This is a genomic window from Novosphingobium sp. 1529 (genome assembly GCF_040544855.1).
GTDB classification, from domain to species: Bacteria; Pseudomonadota; Alphaproteobacteria; order Sphingomonadales; family Sphingomonadaceae; genus Novosphingobium; species Novosphingobium capsulatum.
The window spans coordinates 143259-161896 of record NZ_JBEPKW010000007.1 but is presented as its reverse complement, the minus strand read 5'-3'; the positions used below and the strand labels follow the sequence as shown (position 1 = coordinate 161896).

12 protein-coding genes are annotated in these 18638 nt (G+C 68.2%); 1 reads left to right on the top strand and 11 read right to left on the bottom strand.

What is annotated here, in order from left to right:
- Nucleotide 1 precedes the first annotated feature (1 nt).
- A complete protein-coding gene (gene bioB / locus ABIC78_RS14750) occupies nucleotides 2-1063 on the bottom strand; it encodes a biotin synthase BioB (protein ID WP_354490526.1) in 1062 nt (353 codons plus the stop codon).
- Nucleotides 1064-1314: 251 nt separating this feature from the next.
- Here bioB and ABIC78_RS14745 point away from each other — a divergent pair, with 251 nt between their 5' ends.
- Nucleotides 1315-2574: a nucleotide sugar dehydrogenase gene (locus tag ABIC78_RS14745; protein WP_354490525.1), complete on the top strand. Its 1260-nt coding sequence runs from the start codon at nucleotides 1315-1317 to the stop codon at nucleotides 2572-2574.
- Here the strand turns inward: ABIC78_RS14745 and ABIC78_RS14740 are convergent.
- The 10 genes from ABIC78_RS14740 to ABIC78_RS14695 all read right to left on the bottom strand — a co-directional run bounded on the left by ABIC78_RS14740 (nucleotide 2528) and on the right by ABIC78_RS14695 (nucleotide 18605).
- Nucleotides 2528-3943: a capsule polysaccharide biogenesis protein gene (locus ABIC78_RS14740; protein WP_354490523.1), complete on the bottom strand. Its 1416-nt coding sequence runs from the start codon at nucleotides 3941-3943 to the stop codon at nucleotides 2528-2530. The two genes, ABIC78_RS14745 and ABIC78_RS14740, sit on opposite strands and share 47 nt — an antisense overlap.
- A gap of 234 nt (nucleotides 3944-4177) precedes the next feature.
- The gene (locus ABIC78_RS14735) at nucleotides 4178-5197 is read right to left on the bottom strand and encodes a CgeB family protein (RefSeq protein WP_354490521.1); all 1020 of its coding nucleotides are present in this window, start codon (nucleotides 5195-5197) and stop codon (nucleotides 4178-4180) included.
- Complete coding sequence (locus ABIC78_RS14730) at nucleotides 5194-6189, bottom strand: right-handed parallel beta-helix repeat-containing protein (protein ID WP_354490519.1); 996 nt, start codon at nucleotides 6187-6189, stop codon at nucleotides 5194-5196. Before ABIC78_RS14730 ends, ABIC78_RS14735 begins: the two co-directional genes overlap by 4 nt.
- Complete coding sequence (locus ABIC78_RS14725) at nucleotides 6186-7034, bottom strand: hypothetical protein (RefSeq protein WP_327195879.1); 849 nt, start codon at nucleotides 7032-7034, stop codon at nucleotides 6186-6188. The genes ABIC78_RS14730 and ABIC78_RS14725 overlap by 4 nt, the downstream gene beginning before the upstream one ends.
- Before the next feature lie 32 nt (nucleotides 7035-7066).
- Nucleotides 7067-8098 (bottom strand): GSCFA domain-containing protein, encoded by a 1032-nt coding sequence (locus ABIC78_RS14720; RefSeq protein WP_354490517.1) that lies wholly within the window; start codon nucleotides 8096-8098, stop codon nucleotides 7067-7069.
- Nucleotides 8098-9147 (bottom strand): hypothetical protein, encoded by a 1050-nt coding sequence (locus ABIC78_RS14715; RefSeq protein WP_354490515.1) that lies wholly within the window; start codon nucleotides 9145-9147, stop codon nucleotides 8098-8100. Before ABIC78_RS14715 ends, ABIC78_RS14720 begins: the two co-directional genes overlap by 1 nt.
- Nucleotides 9144-15260 (bottom strand): glycosyltransferase, encoded by a 6117-nt coding sequence (locus ABIC78_RS14710; protein WP_354490513.1) that lies wholly within the window; start codon nucleotides 15258-15260, stop codon nucleotides 9144-9146. The genes ABIC78_RS14715 and ABIC78_RS14710 overlap by 4 nt, the downstream gene beginning before the upstream one ends.
- A 151-nt stretch (nucleotides 15261-15411) precedes the next feature.
- Complete coding sequence (wecC, locus tag ABIC78_RS14705) at nucleotides 15412-16695, bottom strand: UDP-N-acetyl-D-mannosamine dehydrogenase (protein ID WP_354490511.1); 1284 nt, start codon at nucleotides 16693-16695, stop codon at nucleotides 15412-15414.
- Nucleotides 16696-17193: 498 nt separating this feature from the next.
- The gene (locus ABIC78_RS14700; RefSeq protein ID WP_054132056.1) at nucleotides 17194-18372 is read right to left on the bottom strand and encodes a DUF2252 family protein; all 1179 of its coding nucleotides are present in this window, start codon (nucleotides 18370-18372) and stop codon (nucleotides 17194-17196) included.
- Nucleotides 18369-18605 carry a hypothetical protein gene (locus ABIC78_RS14695; protein ID WP_028657447.1) on the bottom strand — a complete coding sequence of 79 codons (237 nt, stop codon included), beginning with the start codon at nucleotides 18603-18605 and terminating at the stop codon, nucleotides 18369-18371. The genes ABIC78_RS14700 and ABIC78_RS14695 overlap by 4 nt, the downstream gene beginning before the upstream one ends.
- Nucleotides 18606-18638 lie beyond the last annotated feature (33 nt).

Here is an 18638-nt window from a genome sequence, read left to right as displayed (position 1 = left end):
ATCAGGCCGCGCAGCCGCCCGAGCAGCCGCCAACGGCTTTCATCGCGCGCAGCGGCTCTTCGCCTTCCATGGGCCTCAGGCCCAGGCGCACAAACATCGCCGCGTCGCTGTCGTCGCCGGCATTGGGCGCGGTCAGCAGCTTGTCGCCGGTGAAGATCGAGTTGGCTCCCGCGAGGAAGCACAGCGCCTGGGTGGCCTCGCTCATGCTTTCGCGGCCGGCCGACAGGCGCACCATCGACAGCGGCATGGTGATGCGGGCCACTGCCACGGTGCGCACGAACTCGATATCGTCGATCTTGGCCATGGGCGTATCGGCCAGCATGTCGCCCAGCACGGTGCCCTTGACCGGCACCAGCGCGTTGACCGGCACGCTTTCGGGGTGCTGTTCCAGCGTGGCCAGCGCGTGGACAAAGCCGACGCGATCGGCGCGGGTTTCACCCATGCCGACAATGCCGCCCGAGCAGACGTTGATCCCGGCCTCGCGCACCACGCTCAAGGTATCGAGGCGGTCCTGGAACGTGCGGGTGGTGATCACCTCGTTATAGCGTTCGGGCGAAGTGTCGATATTGTGGTTGTAATAGTCGAGGCCCGCCTCGGCCAGCTTGCCGGCCTGATCGGGGGTCAGCATGCCCAGCGTCATGCAGGTTTCGAGCCCCATCTCGCGCACGCCCTTCACCATCTGCACGATGGCGTCCATGTCGCGATCCTTGGGGTTGCGCCAGGCTGCGCCCATGCAGAACCGCTTGGAACCGGCATCGCGCGCCTGGGCCGCCGACTGCAACACGGCCTGCACATCCATCAGCTTGCTCGCGGCGACGCCGCTGTCGGCCTTGACGCTTTGCGAGCAATAGCCGCAATCTTCCGGGCAGCCGCCGGTCTTGATCGACAGCAGCGTGCACAGCTGCACTTCACCCGCGCGGTGATGGTCGCGGTGCACGGCCGCCGCACGGAACACCAGCTCGGTAAACGGCAGGTCGAACAATGCGGCGATTTCCTCGCGGCTCCAGTCGGTGCGCACCGTCGGATTGGTGACGGGGGCTTCGAGCGTGGCAAGGTCGGACATCGGGCGACTCCGTTGTGGCGGGACGGGATGAAAGCGGTTTAATCGTGCCCTTAGTCAAAGAGCGCGGACAGGGGAAGGCCCACCGTTGCACGGGGTGAACGCGCGCTTTGCTGTCCTTTGGGCAGGGCAGGGGCCATTTGCGGATTGGTAACGCCATGGGATTATGGCCAAAGGCAATTGGCATCAGCAGGAATGGAACAGGCGTGCAGGGCAACGGGGTGTTTTCGCAAACGGGCGGTCCCAGGATCGGTGTGGTCGGGCTGGGTTATGTGGGCCTGCCCCTGGCGATTGCCTTTGCCCGCAAGTTTGCCGTGGTGGGCTTTGACGTCAGCGCCCATCGTATCACCACCTTGCGCGCCCAGCATGACTATACCGGCGAGGTTTCGGCCGAGGATCTGGCTGCATCCACCCTTGTGGTGACCGACGATGCCACTGCCCTGGCGGATTGCCCGGTGATCATCGTGACCGTGCCCACGCCGGTGGACGAAAGCCGCCGCCCCGATTTCACCCCGGTGCGCATGGCCTGCGAAACGCTGGGCAAGGTGATCCGTCCGGGCACCGTGATCGTGTTCGAATCGACCGTCTATCCCGGCGCCACCGAGGAAGTCTGCGCCCCCACGATCGAGCGGGTTTCGGGCCTGAAGGCCGGCGTCGATTTCAAGCTGGGGTACAGCCCCGAGCGGATCAATCCGGGTGACAAGGAGCATCCGTTCGAAAAGATCGTCAAGGTCGTGGCCGGCGAAGACGCCGAAACGCTGGACCTGCTCGCCGATCTCTATGGCGCGGTGGTGGAAGCGGGCATTCACAAGGCCAGCTCGATCAAGGTGGCCGAAGCCGCCAAGGTAATCGAGAACACCCAGCGCGATATCAACATCGCCCTGATGAACGAGATTTCCAAGATTTGCGATCTGGTCGGCATCCGCACCAGCGAGGTGTTGGCCGCCGCTGGCACCAAGTGGAATTTCCTCCGCTTCTATCCCGGCCTGGTCGGCGGCCACTGCATCGGCGTCGATCCCTATTACCTCACGGCCAAGGCCGAACAGCTGGGCTATCACCCGCAGGTGATCCTGGCGGGGCGGCGCATCAACGATGGCATGGGCGCCTATATCGCGCAGCGCACGGTCAAGATGCTGGCCGGGGCGGGATGCGCGCTCAAGTCGGCGCGGGTTGGCATCCTCGGGCTGACGTTCAAGGAGAACGTGCCCGATATCCGCAATTCCAAGGTCGAGGATATCTGGCGCGAGCTGGCCGATTTCGGCATCGCCCCGCTGGTGCACGATCCCCTGGCAGAGCCGGCCGCAGCGGCGCACGAATTTGGCATCACGCTCAGTTCGCTCCATGATTTTGCCGATCTCGATGCCGTTATCTACGCCGTGTCGCACCGTGAATATGCGGCGCTGGGCGGCGCGGCGATTGCCGCGATGCTGCGCCCCGGCGGGGTGTTGATCGACGTGAAATCCGCGCTTACGCCACAAGCGCTGCCGGCTGAGGTGCAGTACTGGAGTCTGTAAGCGGCACGGGCGCCCAAGCCGCCGGGCTGCCTGGCATATGCGGGGGAATCGGTGGGGGCGCCATGGCGAGGCCAGTGGCGCTGCCGCGCACCACGCGGCGGTAAAAGCTGCCGTTGAGCAGCGCCCTCGCCATGATCGTGCGTTCCAGCGCCAGCCACAAGGCGCGGCTCGGCGTCGCCTGCGGTGCTTCGTGCCAGAACCGGTGCAGCGGCCCCTGATAGGTCAGCCCCGGCATGTCGTAAAACGCACGGCCCACGGTCTTGGTGGCGCGGCCGGCGCCCAGCGCGCTCAAGCCAACGGTGCTGTTGATGGTGATCACCCCCCGGCAATGCTGTAACAGCAGCAGGGTAGGCTGATCGTGCAGGCACAGCACCCGCTCGGCGCAACCGTGTCGCCCGGCCTCGCTCGCCACCAGGGCGCGATGGTCGCGATACCCGCGATCCATCGGGTGATGCTTGATCACCAGCAGGCAATCGGGCGGCGCATGGCGTGCAAACGAGGCGATGGTGGATGCGATGAACCCGGCCACGCCGCCGGTATCGGCATGGTGCAGCACCTGCGAATCGTTGTGCACCTGCAAGGGCACCAGGAACCACCGTCCGCTCTCCGCCCCGGTCAGCCGTGGCAGTAGTGCCCGCTGCGCCCGCGCGCGCAGCGGCTTGCGCCAGGCAGAGCGCAGCCAGGGCAGGGCCTGCGCCAGTTCGAGCGGGCGATGATGGACATAATGGGGAAAGCGCCAGGCAAACAGCGCCCCGGCCGCGAAATAGAGCATTGCCCACAGCGCCATGCGCCAGAACGTGGGCGGGACCGGCACGGCCGGCGCAGCGTCTTCCGGCCGTGGCCAGGACGGCCCGTCTGGCGCCGCGCCAACCAGCGCCTGAGCATCACGGGGCAGGGTGCTGTTGGCGTTGACCCCACCCCATTCGAACGTGACATGGTTGGGCCGCAGATAACCTTCCTCGAACACGCCCACGGGCACGCCGTGGCGCTGGCACACCGCGCGCGCGGCTTGGTGCACCGGGCGGCAATCGCCGAACAGCATCACGCAATCGATCTGCCAGGCGGCCAGGTGCCGCTCCAGCCAGGCTGGCCATTCCGCCGTCGGTCCGCGCCAGGTATGGCCGCGCGGAAAGAACACCTGGTCCCCGGCATGGAAGTTCACTTTCCGCACATGGGCGCCGGCGCGGCGCAGATCGCGCGCGAGACGGGAAAAGAACGGCCCCACCGGCCCTTGCAACAGCAAGATGCGCTTGCCGGCAAAGCTGGCCCATCCCCCGTCTGCCGCATGGCCATGCCCGCCAGCGCTTGTGGCAATCCGGGCATCGCGGCTTTCGCTGCCTTCGTGCACCGTGCGTCTCCGCTCCATCATGGTCGTGCCAATCCAATGATGGGTGATCGCGATCGCGCCTTGTCACCAGCGCGGAAACAACCGTTTCGCAGGCAGTAAACGCGCAATGTCCGACGGTGCGAGGCGTGTGGTGGTAGGGGTGGATCGCACCGGGCGGCAAGGCGCCGGTGCCCGCCGTCCAGCGTTGAAGCTAGGCGGCGCAAAGCCTGTTCGATATGGAGCCATCCACCGCCAGTGGCGTGCCGGCCGTGGGGATCAGACCCCGGCCACCGCCGCCACTTCGGCCAGGCGGCGGTCCCAGGTGTGGTGCGCGGCGACATGCGCCGCGCCGGCGCGGGCGCGTTCCAGGTCATCCCGCTGCGGGCCGTGGCACAACCGGGCAAACAGGTCTTGCGCCTGCGCGCCATCGCGCACCACGTGGCAGTACCGGGCAAACAGCGTATCCACCGATCGCGCGGCAGAGGTGACGGCAATGCCGCCACAGGCCAGGATCTCCACCAGCCGGCGGGAAAACATCGTGGCCGAATCCGTCACCGTGTTGACGTTGAGCGAGACCAGGTTTTCCTTGTAGATGCGCGCGGTTTCGGCATGGGCCACGGCCGGATGGACGGTCAACCCGGCGCTGGCGGGATAGCGATAGATCGGCGATGGCCGCGCCGAATTGCGGTCATAGACCGTCAGCCCCAGGCCACTGTTTACCGCGGCGGCAAAGACCATGTCCTGCCAGGCGCGCCGCGCCGGGTGCACATGGGTGGAATAGCTGCCGACGAAATTGGCCTGGCGGCGCGCAAAGGCAAACCCGGTAAAGCGGTGATAGGCCGGCTGCACCGGAAACGGCAGCACATGGACCGAAGCATCCGCGCCCATCACCGAACGATAGCGCGCCAGGCAATTGGCATCGACGGTAAAGACATGATCGAACAGCCGCGCACTGGCGATGAAACGGTCGAAATGAACCCCGTCTTCCTTGTTCCAGAACACCGTGGGAATGCCCATGTCGCGGGCGATTCGCACCAGCACGCGCAGCCGCCGGTTGGAACGCAGCCAATGGTCGGGATAGCTTGCCACGCGATATTGCCAGGTCTGCGCCCATCCGGCCCAGGTGCTTTCCACCAGCAGCATGTCGGGCCGCGCGGCGGCCAGCAGGCGGTGAAAGCCATAGGCCGTGGCCAGTGCCGGCACATCGATCACCTGGCATTCCGGCGCCAGGCAGGCGCGTGTCAACTCATCGGCCACCAGCGCGATCTTGAGCCGGGCAAAGGGCGCGAGGATCACGGCAGCGTCTGCCCGCCATCGAGCAGAAAGCGCGGCGCCGTGGCGCTGCCCGGCGGACACCACGATAGCGCCACGCGCGATCCGCGCACGATCACGCGGCGGTCTTCCGGCAGATTGTCGAAATCGTTGCCGGTTACGCGGATGCCGGTGGAGGGACATTCCCCGCCCGCCTTGGTGCAGGCATCGGTGCGCGCCATGTCGCAGAACCACTCCTCGATGGCCGGTGCGCCATCGGCATCGCGGAAATGGTTGGCGCGGATCGTGGCCCCGCCCGAGGCATCGCGCAGCTTGATCGCGCTGCCGCAGAAATCCTGAAAGGTGTTGCCCTCTATCTGTGCGCCGGTGGAATGGCTGGCCAGATAGATCGCGTGGAGGCCGCCGCATTTATCGCGCGGGGCATTGCGGATGGTGTGGAAGAACACCCCGCGCACCACGGTATCGCGCGCATTGACCAGGCGGATCGCGGCGGTCGACAGGGCCAGGCCTGGCGCGGAGCCCGTGTCCGTGCCGATCTGCGCCAGCACCAGGTTTTCCAGCACGGTGCCCCGGTTGAACGCGGCCGGATCGTTGCGATTGCCGTTGAGGCTGATCGCCGTGGCATAGTGCGCGATACGCAAGGCGCGCACCGTCAACCCGCTGTCGCGCCCCTCCGCGCCGCGAAAGTGCAGCCACGTGCTGCTGCCATCGCCCACAAACGCCGGATAGGCAGCCGGATCGGCGTTGCTCCCGGCCAGGGTCAACGGGCCATGCAGGCGGCGCCCGTCGATATCCGCAATTTGCCCGCGATAGACGCCGGGCAGCACGATCACGCGGGTTTCCTCGCCCGCCGGTGCCTGCTGCGCACGGGTGATGGCCGCGCCCAGCGTGGCCAGCGGCGTCTTGGCGCTGCGGCCATCGGACGCATCGTTGCCATCAGGCGCCAGATAGAGCGTGGCCCCGTGTGCGGCGATCGGGGCCAGCAAGGCCAAGGCGACAAGCCCGGGGCGGATCATGCCGCCACCGCCTCTGCCACCGGCAGGCGCAGCGCCAGCGCGGTGCCGAACCGCGCATTGTAGGCGGCAATCGCCTGGTCCAACCTTGGCGCATGGCGCCCCATCGCCGCGTGGTCGGCCATGTCCAGCGCCGTCGCCCGCGCGCTGCCGGTGGCGCGCGCCGTGGCGTTGCGGTTGTCTGTCGTGGTGGCAATGCGAGTGAGGTCTTCGGGTGAAGGCGCCAGGCCCAGCGGCGCAAACAGCTGGCGCCCCAGCCAGGCAGGCTTGTCTGCCGCCGCGATGAAGGCATCGAGATCGAGCGGGCTGATCCGGGTGTCGAGACCCTCGGCGGCCGGCGCATCGGCAATCGCACGCGCCTGGTCCAGGCTGTCGCAATACCGCTCCACGAACTGGTCCATATCGTCGGAAAACCACGGCATGGCTTTGAGCGAGAGCCAGCAATCGGCCGGGTTGCGGATGCAGTGCAACCACACCAGCCGCGCAAACGCCGGCTGCACGATGGCATGGATCGCGGCGCTCTGCCGTTCCATCTGCGGGCATTTGAAGCCGTGCAGATCGGCCCCCGGCTTGCTGATCCGCCGCGCCTTGGACAGCAGCGTAAACAGGTCGATCACGCCCTGCGCGCGCTTTTGCCGGTAATAGTTGGCGGCATACCCCGTGGCATAGGCGCGATCACCTGCGGCCAGCGTGGCGCGAATGGTCTGGATCAGGCCGCTGCGGATCTCACCCTGCAGGCACAGGCGCGGATGGGCATTGAGGAAATCGGCAAACTGGCGCGTGCCGCAGCGGGGCATGCCGCACAGCACGATGAAGGTTTCAAGCGGCAGGCGCTGGGATGGGGGCACGGGCGTCATGGTCCTTGGCCAAGAGGGAAGCGTCACAGCGTCTCGGTAATGCGGCCTTCCTCGCAGATGGCCTCCGGCTCGGTTGCGGGAGCGTGGCCCTGTGGGGCAAAGGCGCTGGCCAGCGGGCCGGTGAAGAAATGCCGCATCACCAGATCAACTCCCATTGCGTTCACCGTGCGCAGATCGGGGTTGAAGAACATGCCCCGGCTGGGGTGCCCGGTGATGATCTCATAGCTGGGGAAATAGGCGATATCGTCATGATCGGCGGCGAGATCACCCGCCACGGCGCGCAGCACCGATTTGGAATAGACCGTGGCCGGCAGCACATGCTCCGCGCTGGCCGTGGCCATCAGCGGCACGGGCGAAACCGTCAGCAGCATGCGCGCGGCAGGGTTCACCTCCTTTACCAGGGCCCAGAACGCGGCCATGTCGGCCAAGACCTCGGCATGGCGCAGATTGCGAAAGGCATGGGCCGCAGGATCGAAACTGCCCGCCAGAGTGCCGGGCGCCGTGGGATAGACCGTGCCATCGGCCAGGCTTTCCCAGCATTCGGTCAGGCCCAGGGTGAACACCATGACATCCATGGTTTCCAGCATGGTGCGCACCGCCCCCAGATGCAGGCGCCGCGCCAGCGGCACGGTATCGGCGGTGGCGTGCCCGGCGGGATCGACGGCAGGGCGCAGCGCGTCATAAAAGCGGCCCTCGCGCTCCCACACCACCTCGGCCGGGCGCCGGCGGCCCAGCGCCTCTTGCGCCAGTTGCAGCATCTGCCGCGCGGTATAGACGTTGCCATAGCGGCACGAAAACACGCCATAGCCAAAGCGGCGCGCTTCATCCGCATCGGCAAAGACCGGCGGCGGCGGCTCGCAATCGAGGAAGTGCGCGCCGCGCGCGGCCAGGGCATGGCCGATATGCTGGGCAAAGCAGCTGCCGGCCGTGGCGATGCGGTCTTCAGGCGAGAGCGCGATCGGGTCCCACAGTTCGGCAATGTCTGCCAAGTGGCGCTCGGCCACGGCGCTCGTCCAAAAGGCACGCGGCGGCAGGCCGCGATAGGGGTTGCGCATCAGGCAGGTTCCTTGGCTGGTGCAGGCAATGACGTAGTAGGCGTGGCGGCATCGGCGCTGGTGAACTGGTGCCGCAGCCAGGCTTCCAGCCGCGTGCCGGCGGCTTGCGCGGCGGCATCGACCTGGCCGGGCTTGGCCTTGGCCGGTTTGCCGCCGCCCGGCACTGTGGGCGGGGCCGGGCGCTGGCGCAGCGCATGCCAGGTGTCGAGCAGATCGGCCGGCGTGGCGGTGGGGCTGATCACGGCGGCGCGCAACCAGTCGGCATAGGCATCGCGCGGCAGGCTGTGGCCGTGAACGCCATGGAAATCGCTGTGGAACAGCACGCGATCGGCCTCGGTCAGCCCGGCAATCGCCGCCGCAAATGGCAGCATGTGCGCGCGGCGATGGTGCCGATCGCCCAGCGACTGGATATAGACCACCAGGTTGCGAAAGCCCGCGCCATAGAGCGCGGTGCAATCGGCCATGATCACCCCATCGAGCGCAGCATTGCTGGCCAGCGCAGGCCAGCACGCCGCGCGATAGGCACTCACAAGCGGAGCGTGATAGCGGGCGATGCGGGTCTGTGGGTTGCCCACCACGGCAATCGATCCGGGCATGGCGTGCGATTGCGCCAGGGCGGCAAATCCGCCGCCCGACGTGCCGAAAAAGATCGTGCGTTCGATGCCCCAGGCCTTGGCCATTTCGGCAAAGGCGCGGGCAAGCAGCGCGGGCGTGTCGAAACCCTGGTGCCCGGCATACCAGGCGATGGCAAAATCGCCCGGCACCTGCAGCGAGGGATCGCTCACCGACACCTGAATGCAATCGGCCAGATCGGGATTGAAGCCGTTGAACACCCCGCGGTGGCGTCGCGCCGGATCGGCCGCGCCGTGCAGGCTCACTACCATGCGCGTCGCCTGCGGAACAAGGCGCACACGGAATGCGATCGGCACCGTATCCCGGCCGCGTGGGGCCAGAAGTGTGTGGGTGCGCACGTTGAAGCGGTTGTCACCGGGGCGCAGCGTGGCGAGCTTGCGGCGCAGGCTGCGGACAAAGGCGCTCATGTTGGTCATTGCGCCGCCTCCAGCATCAGCGGTGTATGATCCAGTGCCAGCAGCGGGTGCAACAGGCGCGCCGCGCTCTCGCCCACCCCGCGCCAGGTGCGCTCCGCCGCAACCCATGCGCGGCCCCGGCGGCCCAGCCAGGCACGCAAGGCTGGATCAGCGATCAGCCGCGCCAGCGTCTCAGTCAAGGCAGGCACATCGCCCTTGGCAAAGGCCAGCCCGGTGTGCCCATCGGCAATCATCTCGGCCAGCGCGCGCACGTCGGAAACTACCACGGCCTTTTCCATCGCCAGCGCTTCCAAAGGCTTCATCGGCGACACCATTTCGCAGACCGGCCAGGGCTTGCGCGGGAACGGGCAGATATCGATCAGCGAATACCAGCTTTCCACCGCTTCATGCGGCACGCGGCCGGGCATGATCAGCCAGTCGGCAAAGCCGCTGTTCTCGGCCATGGCGGCAATCGCTGCGCCAATCGGGCCGTCCATGGTGCTGCTGGTATTCTCGCTGCCCACCAGCAGCAGGCGGAACGCGCAGCCCTGCGCCTTGAGCAGCGCGCACGCAGCGGCAAGATCGTCCAGCCCTTCGTAATCCACGAAAGTGCCGATGTAGCCGATCACCGGCACGTCCGCAGGAATGCCCAACTGGCGGGCCAGCGCAGCATCGCGTGGGCGTGGGGCAAAGCGCGCCGGATCGCAGGAATTGGGCAGCAGCGCGATGCGGCCCGGTGCCACGCCGCGTGCCGCCAGTTCCTCGGCCATCGGCTCGGTCAGCGTGAACACCTGGTCTGCCGCCTGGGCAATCGCGGCCTCCAGCCGTTCCTGCACCTGATACGCCGGCGTCGCGCGATAGCTTTCCTCGCGTGACATTTTGGTCACTTCCCAAAAACCCCGCACTTCATAGGCAAAGGGAATGCCCAGCCGTCGCGCCGCGATCAGCGCGGGCAACGCCACGAGATGGTTCGATGCCGCCATCACCAGTGCCGGGCGCAGCGCGCGATAGCGTTCTTCCAGCGCGCGGGCAGCGGCGGGAATATAGTGCACATAGCGCAGATCGGTGCGGGCCGGCGTGGGCGTGCGCAGATAGGGCACGCCGTCGATCACGTCAGCCTCGGGCACGGCGCTGTCGGCAAGGTCTGGCAGCGCATCATGGGGAAAGCCCGGCCGCGTCATTGCCACCACATCGCAACCCGCCGCGATCAGTCCGCCCGCCAGGCCATGGGTGCGCGTGGCATAGCCGCCGGTGGCATAGGGCAGGCTGTTGTGCAGCATGTAGCAGATCCGCCCCGGCACCGGCGCGAGCAGCCGTGGCCCGCGCGGGGCGATCAACGCGAGCAGGTCCAACTGCCCGGCCAGCCCCTGGCCCAAGCGCTCGATCCGCGCCTGGGCGGCAGGATTGGCGCGCACATCAGGATGGTGGCGCATTTCCAGCATCCAGCGCGCGCAATGGTCAAATGCCCCCGCGCGCTGTGCGGCGGCATAGGCGCCGGTAAGGGTGCCCAGTCCCCGGTCAAGTGCCACGGCTTCCTGCGCCGCGCGGCATTCGGCGGCAAGCTGGCCCGCTTCGCCTGCCGCCTTGCCCAGGCGCAGCCATTCGCGCGCGGCTTGCGCCGCATCGGCAAACGCGGTGGCAGCCATGGCGGCGCTCACGCTGGCCAAGTCATCGTTGCCCAGCGCGGCAATCAGCTTGGGCGCATCGGCCACGATCCAGCCGCTGTCGCTCGCTTCGGCGAGGTCTGCCGCCTCGTCCTGCGCGTCGATATCGCGGCTTGGCAGCGTCTGCGTGATGGCTTGTGCGATGGTGTTCCAGTCGCGATGCGCGGTGACATGGTCGCGGGCGGCCTGGCCGATACGGCGGCCTAGGGCGGGATCATTTGCCAAGGCGGCAATGGCGCGCGCCAGATCTGCGGCATCGCCGGGGTTGAAGAACAGCGCGGTTTCGCCTTCCTGCGCCTCGGCACGGAACACCGGCAGATCGGGCACCACGGCGGGTAGGCCCAGGGCCATGGCCTCGACCAGCTTGATCGGCGGGATCAGTTCGGTCACCGCGCTGCGGCGGCGCGGCAGGCAGGCGATGTGGCAGGCGGCCATGCGTGCCCGCGCGGCATCGGGTTCGAGCCGGCCGGTAAAGCTGACTGCCTGCGCCAGGCCCAGGCGCGCGGCCTGCTCTTCCAGGCTTTCGCGCAAGGGGCCATCGCCCATGATCACCAGGTCGATGCGCAAGCCCTGCGCATGCAGCATGGCCAGGGCATCGAGCAGCAGGTCCAGCCCTTCATAGGCGACCAGCGCCCCGGCATAGCCGATGGTAGTGGTGGCAAGCGGCGCGGCGGCAATCGTGGCAAAGGCGGGCGCGTCGATGCCATTGGGCAGCAAGGCCAGGCGGGCGGGATCAAGGCCCCATTGCCCGATGACATGATCGGCCAGCGGCGCCGAGATGGTAAAGACCCGATCGGCTTGGCGCGCCACCAGGGCTTCCAGGTCCAGCCCCAGGGCATGGCGCTCGGTGCCGGCAAAGCCGGGCACATTGGCCGCGCGGCTCATTTCCCACAGGCCGCGCAGTTCATAGTGGAAGGGAATGCCCAGGCGCCGCGCCGCGATCAGCGCGGGCAGGGCGTTGACGTGGTTGGACGCGGCGTGAATCGCGGCGACGCGGCGTGCCTTGGCCAGGCGGGCAATGCCGATGCTGGCCCGCTCGATATAGATGTCGAGCGGCAGGGACTGGCTGGGCTGGCGCAAGTGCTGCCACTCCAGGCCCTCGTGGCTGCTAGCCAGGGCCTCTGGCGTGCCCGCGCTGTCGGCGCGGTCCCAGGGATAGCCGGCGCGGGTCAGGGCGACCAGATCGACGCCTTGCGCCAGCAGGGCGCGCAGCAGGGCCTGGGTGCGGGTGGTATAGCCGCTGGTGTGCCAGGGCAGGGCGCTGGCAGCGCAATAGAGCAGGCTTTGCGGGCGCGGATCATAGGCCGGCGCGGCCACGGGCGGCAGGTCTGGCAGGGCCTGCGCCATGGCGGCCAGGGCCTGGATCTGCTGCGCGCGGCTGCTTTCCGATCCACTCAACGCGGTATCGGCAGGCAGGCCGGCCAGCAGCGCGGCGGGCCGGGTCAGTTCGCCAGCGTCATAGAGCCGGAATGCCAGCCACTTCGCCCGCCACGGTTGCGGATCGGCGGCATAAGCCCGCTCGCCCAGCCGGGCGGCCGCCAGCGGATCGCTGTCCTGAATCTGGCGCGCCTCTTCGGTCAGGGTGCGGGCCAGGGCCTGGGCCTGCGCCCGTTCCCGCGCCGCTTGCGCGGCGGCCAGTTCCGCCGGATCGGGAGCAGGTTCGGGCGCGGGGGGATGCAGGATCTGCTGGATGCGCCGCGCTTCCGATCGGCTCAGCGGCAGGTCAGCGGGCAGGGCCTGGAGCAAGCCTATCGCCCGCGCGGTTTCGCCGGCTTCGTGCAGGCGCAGGCCCAGCCATTTGGCGCGCCAGGGCTGCGGATCGATCGCATAGGCCTGCTCGCCCAGCCGGGCCGCCGCCAGTGGATCGCGGCCTTGAAGCTGCATCGCCTGTTCGGTCAGGGTGCGGGCCAGGGCCTGGGCATGGGCCCGTTCCCGCGCGGCCTGCGCGGCGGCCAGTTCCGCCGGGTCGGGGGCCGGTTCGGGCGCGGGGGGATGCAGGATCTGCTGGATGCGCCGCGCTTCCGATCGGCTGAGTGGCAGGTCTGTGGGCAGCGACTGCAACAGGTCTATCGCCCGTGCTGTCTCACCGGCCTCGTCCAGACGCAGGCCCAGCCACTTGGCGCGCCAAGGTTGTGGATCGATGGCCTGCGCCTGTTCCGCTAGGGCGATCGCGGCTGGCAGGTTTGTTGCGGCCAGGGCGCGCGCCTCGCGTGTCCATGTTGCAGCCTGGGCCAGCGCTTGTTCGGCAGCATGGCGCGCAGCATCGCCGTCAGTTGTGGCCGGCAGGGCAGGCTCGGGCAGGGGGGCGGGCGCAGGTTCCGGCTCGCGCAGCGTCTGGGCAATGACTTGTGCGATGCTGGCCCAGTCGCGATGGGCGGTGGCATGGTCGCGGGCGGCCTGGCCTATGCGGTGGGCCATGGCGGGGGCGCGGGCCAGGGCGGCAATGGCGCGCGCCAGGTCTGCGGCATCGCCAGGGGTGAAGAACAGCGCGGTTTCGCCCTCCTGCGCCTCGGCACGGAACACCGGCAGATCGGGCACCACGGCGGGCAGGCCCAGGGCCATGGCCTCGACCAGCTTGATCGGCGGCACCAGTTCGGTCACCGCGCTGCGGCGGCGCGGCAGGCAGGCGATGTGGCAGGCGGCCATGCGTGCCCGCGCGGCATCGGGTTCGAGGCGCCCGGTGAAAGTGACGGCCTGCGCCAGGCCCAGGCGCGCGGCCTGCGCTTCCAGGCTGTCGCGCAAGGGGCCATCGCCCATGATCACCAAGTCGATGGCCAGGCCCTGCGCATGCAGCATGGCCAGGGCATCGAGCAACAGGTCCAGCCCTTCATAGGCGACGAGCGCGCCGGCATAGCCGATCGTGGTGGTGGCGTGGCGCGCGGCGGCAATCCCGGCAAAGGCGGGTGCATCAATGCCGTTGGGCAGCAAGGCCAGGCGCGCAGGATCGAGGCCCCATTGCCCGATGACATGATCGGCAAGCGCCGCCGAGATGGCAAAGAGCCGATCGGCATGGCGCGCCACGAAGGCTTCCAGCTCAAGGCCCAGGGCATGGCGCTGGCTGCCGGCAAAGCCGGGTACATTGGCCGCGCGGCTCATTTCCCACAGGCCGCGCAGTTCATAGTGGAAGGGAATGCCCAGACGCCGCGCCGCGATCAGCGCGGGCAGGGCGTTGACGTGGTTGGACGCGGCGTGAATCGCGGCGACGCGGCGTGCCTTGGCCAGGCGGGCAATGCCCACACTGGCGCGCTCGATATAGATGTCGAGCGGCAGGGACTGGCTGGGCTGGCGCAAGTGCTGCCAATCGAGGCCCTCGTGGCTGCTGGCCATGGCTTCTGGCGTGCCGCTGCTGTCGGCGCGGTCCCAGGGATAGCCGGCGCGGGTCAGGGCCACCAGATCGACGCCTTGCGCCAGCAGGGCACGCAACAGGGCCTGGGTGCGGGTAGTATAGCCGCTGGTGTGCCAGGGCAGGGCGCTGGCAGCGCAATAGAGCAGGCTTTGCGGGCGCGGGTCATAGGCCGGGGCAGCCACGGGCGGCAGGTCTGGCAGCGCTTGCGCCATGGCAGCCAGGGCCTGGATCTGCTGCGCGCGGCTGCTTTCCGATCCGCTCAGCGCGGTATCGGCCGGCAGGCCGGCCAGCAGCGCGGCGGGCCGGGTCAGTTCGCCAGCATCATAGAGCCGGAATGCCAGCCATTTCGCCCGCCACGGTTGCGGATCGGCGGCATGGGCCTCTTGCGCGGCCTGCGCGGCCGCCACGGGATCAGACTGGCGCAGCGCTCGTGCCCGTGCCGCATGGGCGTCGGCCCGCGCGATCCGGGCGCGGCGTTCGTGTTGCTGGGCCTTGCGCGCGGCCTGGGCCTCTGCCCGTGACAGGGCCGTGGGTGACAGGCGCGGCAGAGGCGGGAGAGCGGCGGGCGGCGAAACCTGTGGCAAGGCATCGTCCTGCGCCGGGGTGGCTTCGGGCAAGGCGGGGATGGCGGGGGAGGGACGCGTTGCCGGACGGCGCAGCGCAAGCAGCGCGGCAGGCATGCCGAGCCAGCGCTGCGGTTTGCGCCAGCGCTGCAACAGCGCGTCTCCCAGGCGATAGGCCGGCGAATCTTCCAGCGCCGCCACGCGTGTTTCGTAGCTGGCCAAGGCGCGTTCGTGCCGCTCGGCCTGCTGCGCCGCGGCCAGGCGCGCGTGCTGGGCGGCGGCGCGCCACGCTGCCGCCTCTGCGGCATGGGCGGCGAGATCGGCTGCGAGCAGTGCCGCGCTGTCGCCACGGTTGACGCACGGAGCGGCGGCGGCATCTGCGGCAGCGTCGCTGTGGTCGTCATCGCCGGGGGAGATACGGGCGCCGTCATTGCCGCCTTGCATGACCCCGCTTTCCTGGCCCAGCGCTGGTGACAGGGCCAGTGCCGATGCAGTTGCCAGCGCGGGCGCAGGGAATGATGGCGCGGGCAGCGCATGGGCAAGGGTTTGCGTGTCGGTCATCGGCTCCCCACGGCGCCCCGGCCAGGCGGGGCGAGCATAGCTGTGGCGAACACCCGATCCGAAACGCATCGCCGGTGGCAATGCGCCACCTCGGCCGCGTCATCCGCCGGCCCGGCTGCGTATAAGACAGCAGGCCTGGCGGATCGGGTGCTCAGTCTGTCCAGATCCCGCGCGCGTCGACGATCTCCACCCCGTCGCGCCGCTTGGGCGAAACGGTCTTGAACGGGCGATGGTCAACCAGCAGGGTCCAGACATCGGCCTGATCGAGGGCGGCGAAGCCATCGATCAGTTCCACGCCGCAGGCCGCCAGCGCGGGCGGCAGCACGGCAATGTTCGGTTCCACGACCAGCAAGGGCCGGGTGAAATGGGTGGACAGGTCTTTCACGATATCAACCGCCGGGCTTTCGCGCAGATCGTCGATATCGGGCTTGAAGGCGAGGCCGAAGGTGGCGACGCGCACCTGATCGGCCGTGCAGCCCTTGCGCGCGGCGACGGCGCGGGCGGCGGCCAGCACCTTTTCAACCACCCAGTGTGGCTTGCTGTCGTTAACCTGGCGCGCTGTGTGGATCAGCCGCGCCTCTTCCGGGCTGCGGTTGACGATGAACCACGGGTCCACCGCGATGCAGTGTCCGCCCACGCCCGGGCCGGGCTGCAGGATGTTGACGCGCGGATGGCGGTTGGCCAGCCGGATCAGCTCCCACACGCTGATGTCCAGCTTGTCGCAGATGATCGATAGTTCGTTGGCAAAAGCGATGTTCACATCGCGAAAGGCGTTTTCGGTCAGCTTGCACATTTCCGCCGTGCGCGCTGTGGTCACCACGCATTCGCCCTTCACGAACGTGCTGTAGAGCGAGACCGCCTCGGCCGAGCAGCGCGGGGTGAGGCCGCCGATCACGCGGTCATTCTCCACCAGTTCGCGCAGGACATGCCCGGGCAGCACGCGTTCGGGGCAATAGGCCACGGCGATGTCTGCGGCCTCGCCCGCATCTTGCGGGAAAGTCAGGTCGGGCCGTGCCTGCGCCAGCCACGCGGCGATCTGCTCGGTCGTGCCGACCGGCGAGGTGGATTCGAGCACCACCAGGTTGCCCTTGGCCAAAACCGGGGCGATCGCGTTGGCAGCCGCCTCGATATAGGAAAGGTCCGGCTCGTGCCCATCGCGGAACGGCGTGGGCACGGCGATGAGGAAAGCGTCGGCCGGCTCTGGCCGCAAGGTTGCGCGCAGGCGACCTTCGCGGGCAGCGGCGTGGACGACCATGTCAAGATCGGGCTCCACGATGTGGATGCGCCCCTTGTTGATCGTCTGCACGGCGATTTCGTTGACGTCCACACCGATCACTTCGATCCCGCGCGAGGCGAAGACGGCGGCCGTCGGCAGGCCGATATAGCCAAGGCCGATCACGGAAACCCGCTTGAAGCGGTGGGCTGGGGTCATCATCTCTTCGGTTTCATCCCTCAAAGGCGCCGCAGTGGCCATGGCGCATGCCCCCTTTCCTACGTGATATCCCGTGGCAAAAGCCTTAAGATTGCAGAGCCCCGGGCTTTGGACGGAATGCCTGTTGCGGCACGCCCGGCCAAAGCCGCGAAACCGGTGCGCAGTGGGCCGCCATGGCGGGCGGTGGTTCGGCCAGTGGATGGCAGACCGGAGCCACCGCCGCGCGGGCGACCGTATTGCGAGTGATCGGCGGCGTGTTGCTGCCGGTGAAAGGATCATTCCCCAGTTCCGCCCGCCTCGCGAGCCCAGAAACCTCCGGAAGCAATCAATCGCGGACGCGGCTAAAGCGCCATCCGCACAAATACTGAGTATTTAACTTCGTTTCGGATGCGACCCGCCGCGCGCATAACGCTGGCGCACGATTTCACCCGCGCCACAGGGCGGGAATCGCTGCAGATTCGGATTTCCGGCGGGCGCCTGGAGCCCGTCAGTCGGGCTGCATCACGCCAGGCGGCGGCAATGGTCGAGATAGCCGGCCTCGTGCCGGGCGGCGAGATCGACCACGCTGCGCCACAGCCACGATGGTGCCTGGTCGTCGGCAGGGGCCGGTTGTAATGCGTCTTGCCAGGCACGACGCACATCGTCGCTCATCTGCCGGGCATGGGCCATGCCGACGATGTAGGCGAGATAGGAGGCCGCCGACACGGCCTGGCGGCGCGAGAACTGCTCCACCTCGATCTTGAGGTCCTGCGGCGCCAGTTCGCGCAGCACCACGGGCTTGCCCAAGAGATGGGCCGGGATCATCCGTTCCCCCAGATTGGGCGCCAGCGCACAGGCCCCCGCAACCACGCGCGCGGCCGGGTTGCTGGGCATCGCCACCCCATCGGCAGCTGGCGCCACGGAATGCACCGCTTCCTTGATATCCACCAGCGCCAGGTATTCCGGGCCTTTGTCCTGCGCGCCAACGCCAAGCACCACGGCATAGCGCAGCCGGCCCAGCGAACTGCATCCCTTGCGCCAATAGGCCGCATCCAGCACGCGCACCCGCCCTTCGCCGGCATGCCCGGCCAGGGCCAGCGCCTTTGTCCGCACGGTTGGATCGTCGAAAAGAGCAGTAATGGCGTCGCGTTCGGCCGCCGCCAAGGGCCAGAAACGCTTGCCCAGCGGCAGGCTGGGCGTGGGGCCGTCGATCCGCTCGTTGGCAAGATGACGCCATTTGCGCCCGGCCGCACGGCGACGCACCGCGCGCACCACCTTTGGCTCGGTGGGATCGTCTTCGGGCTCGGGGGAAAGCGCGCGGGAATAGCCGTCGATCATCGCGGCCAGCATCTGCGCGGTGACAATGCCCGGTAGGTCTGAACTGCGCGCCGCCGTTTCCAGCGAAAGGCCCAGGCGAATAAGATCTAGCGCCGGATTGCCGATCACCGTCTGGTCAAGATCGCGGATCTGGACAGCAAAATCGTGGTGCCGATCGGCCAGCGGCCCGAGATTGCCAAGATGGCAATCGCCACAGATCCACACCTTCGGCCCCACCGGCACTTGGGCCATAGCCGGCGAGGCTTCCAGCCATTCATAAAATTGTGCCGTATTGCCGCGCACATAGGCGTGCACCGAGCGCGCCATTTTCAGCGCCCGGCGCGCCTCCAGCGCGGCATGCCGGCGTTCCGGGGTGATCTTCAACCCGGATGGCCTGCGTGCGCAGCGGCCTTGGCTTCACGGGCCTTCTTGGCATAGTGGTGATGGGCAACGATGCAACCTGCCGCAGCACCGGCCAGCGCATGGCCCTTGCCAACGAAGTGACCGGCAACGCCGCCCGCCATGGCGCCGCGGATGCATCCCTTGGCCATGGCCGGCTGGACCGAAACGGTCGCAGTGGCAGCCATCGCAGCGATCAGAACCAGAGCCTTGCGCATCGAGAAATCTCCTTTGCGGCGATAAAGCGCGGG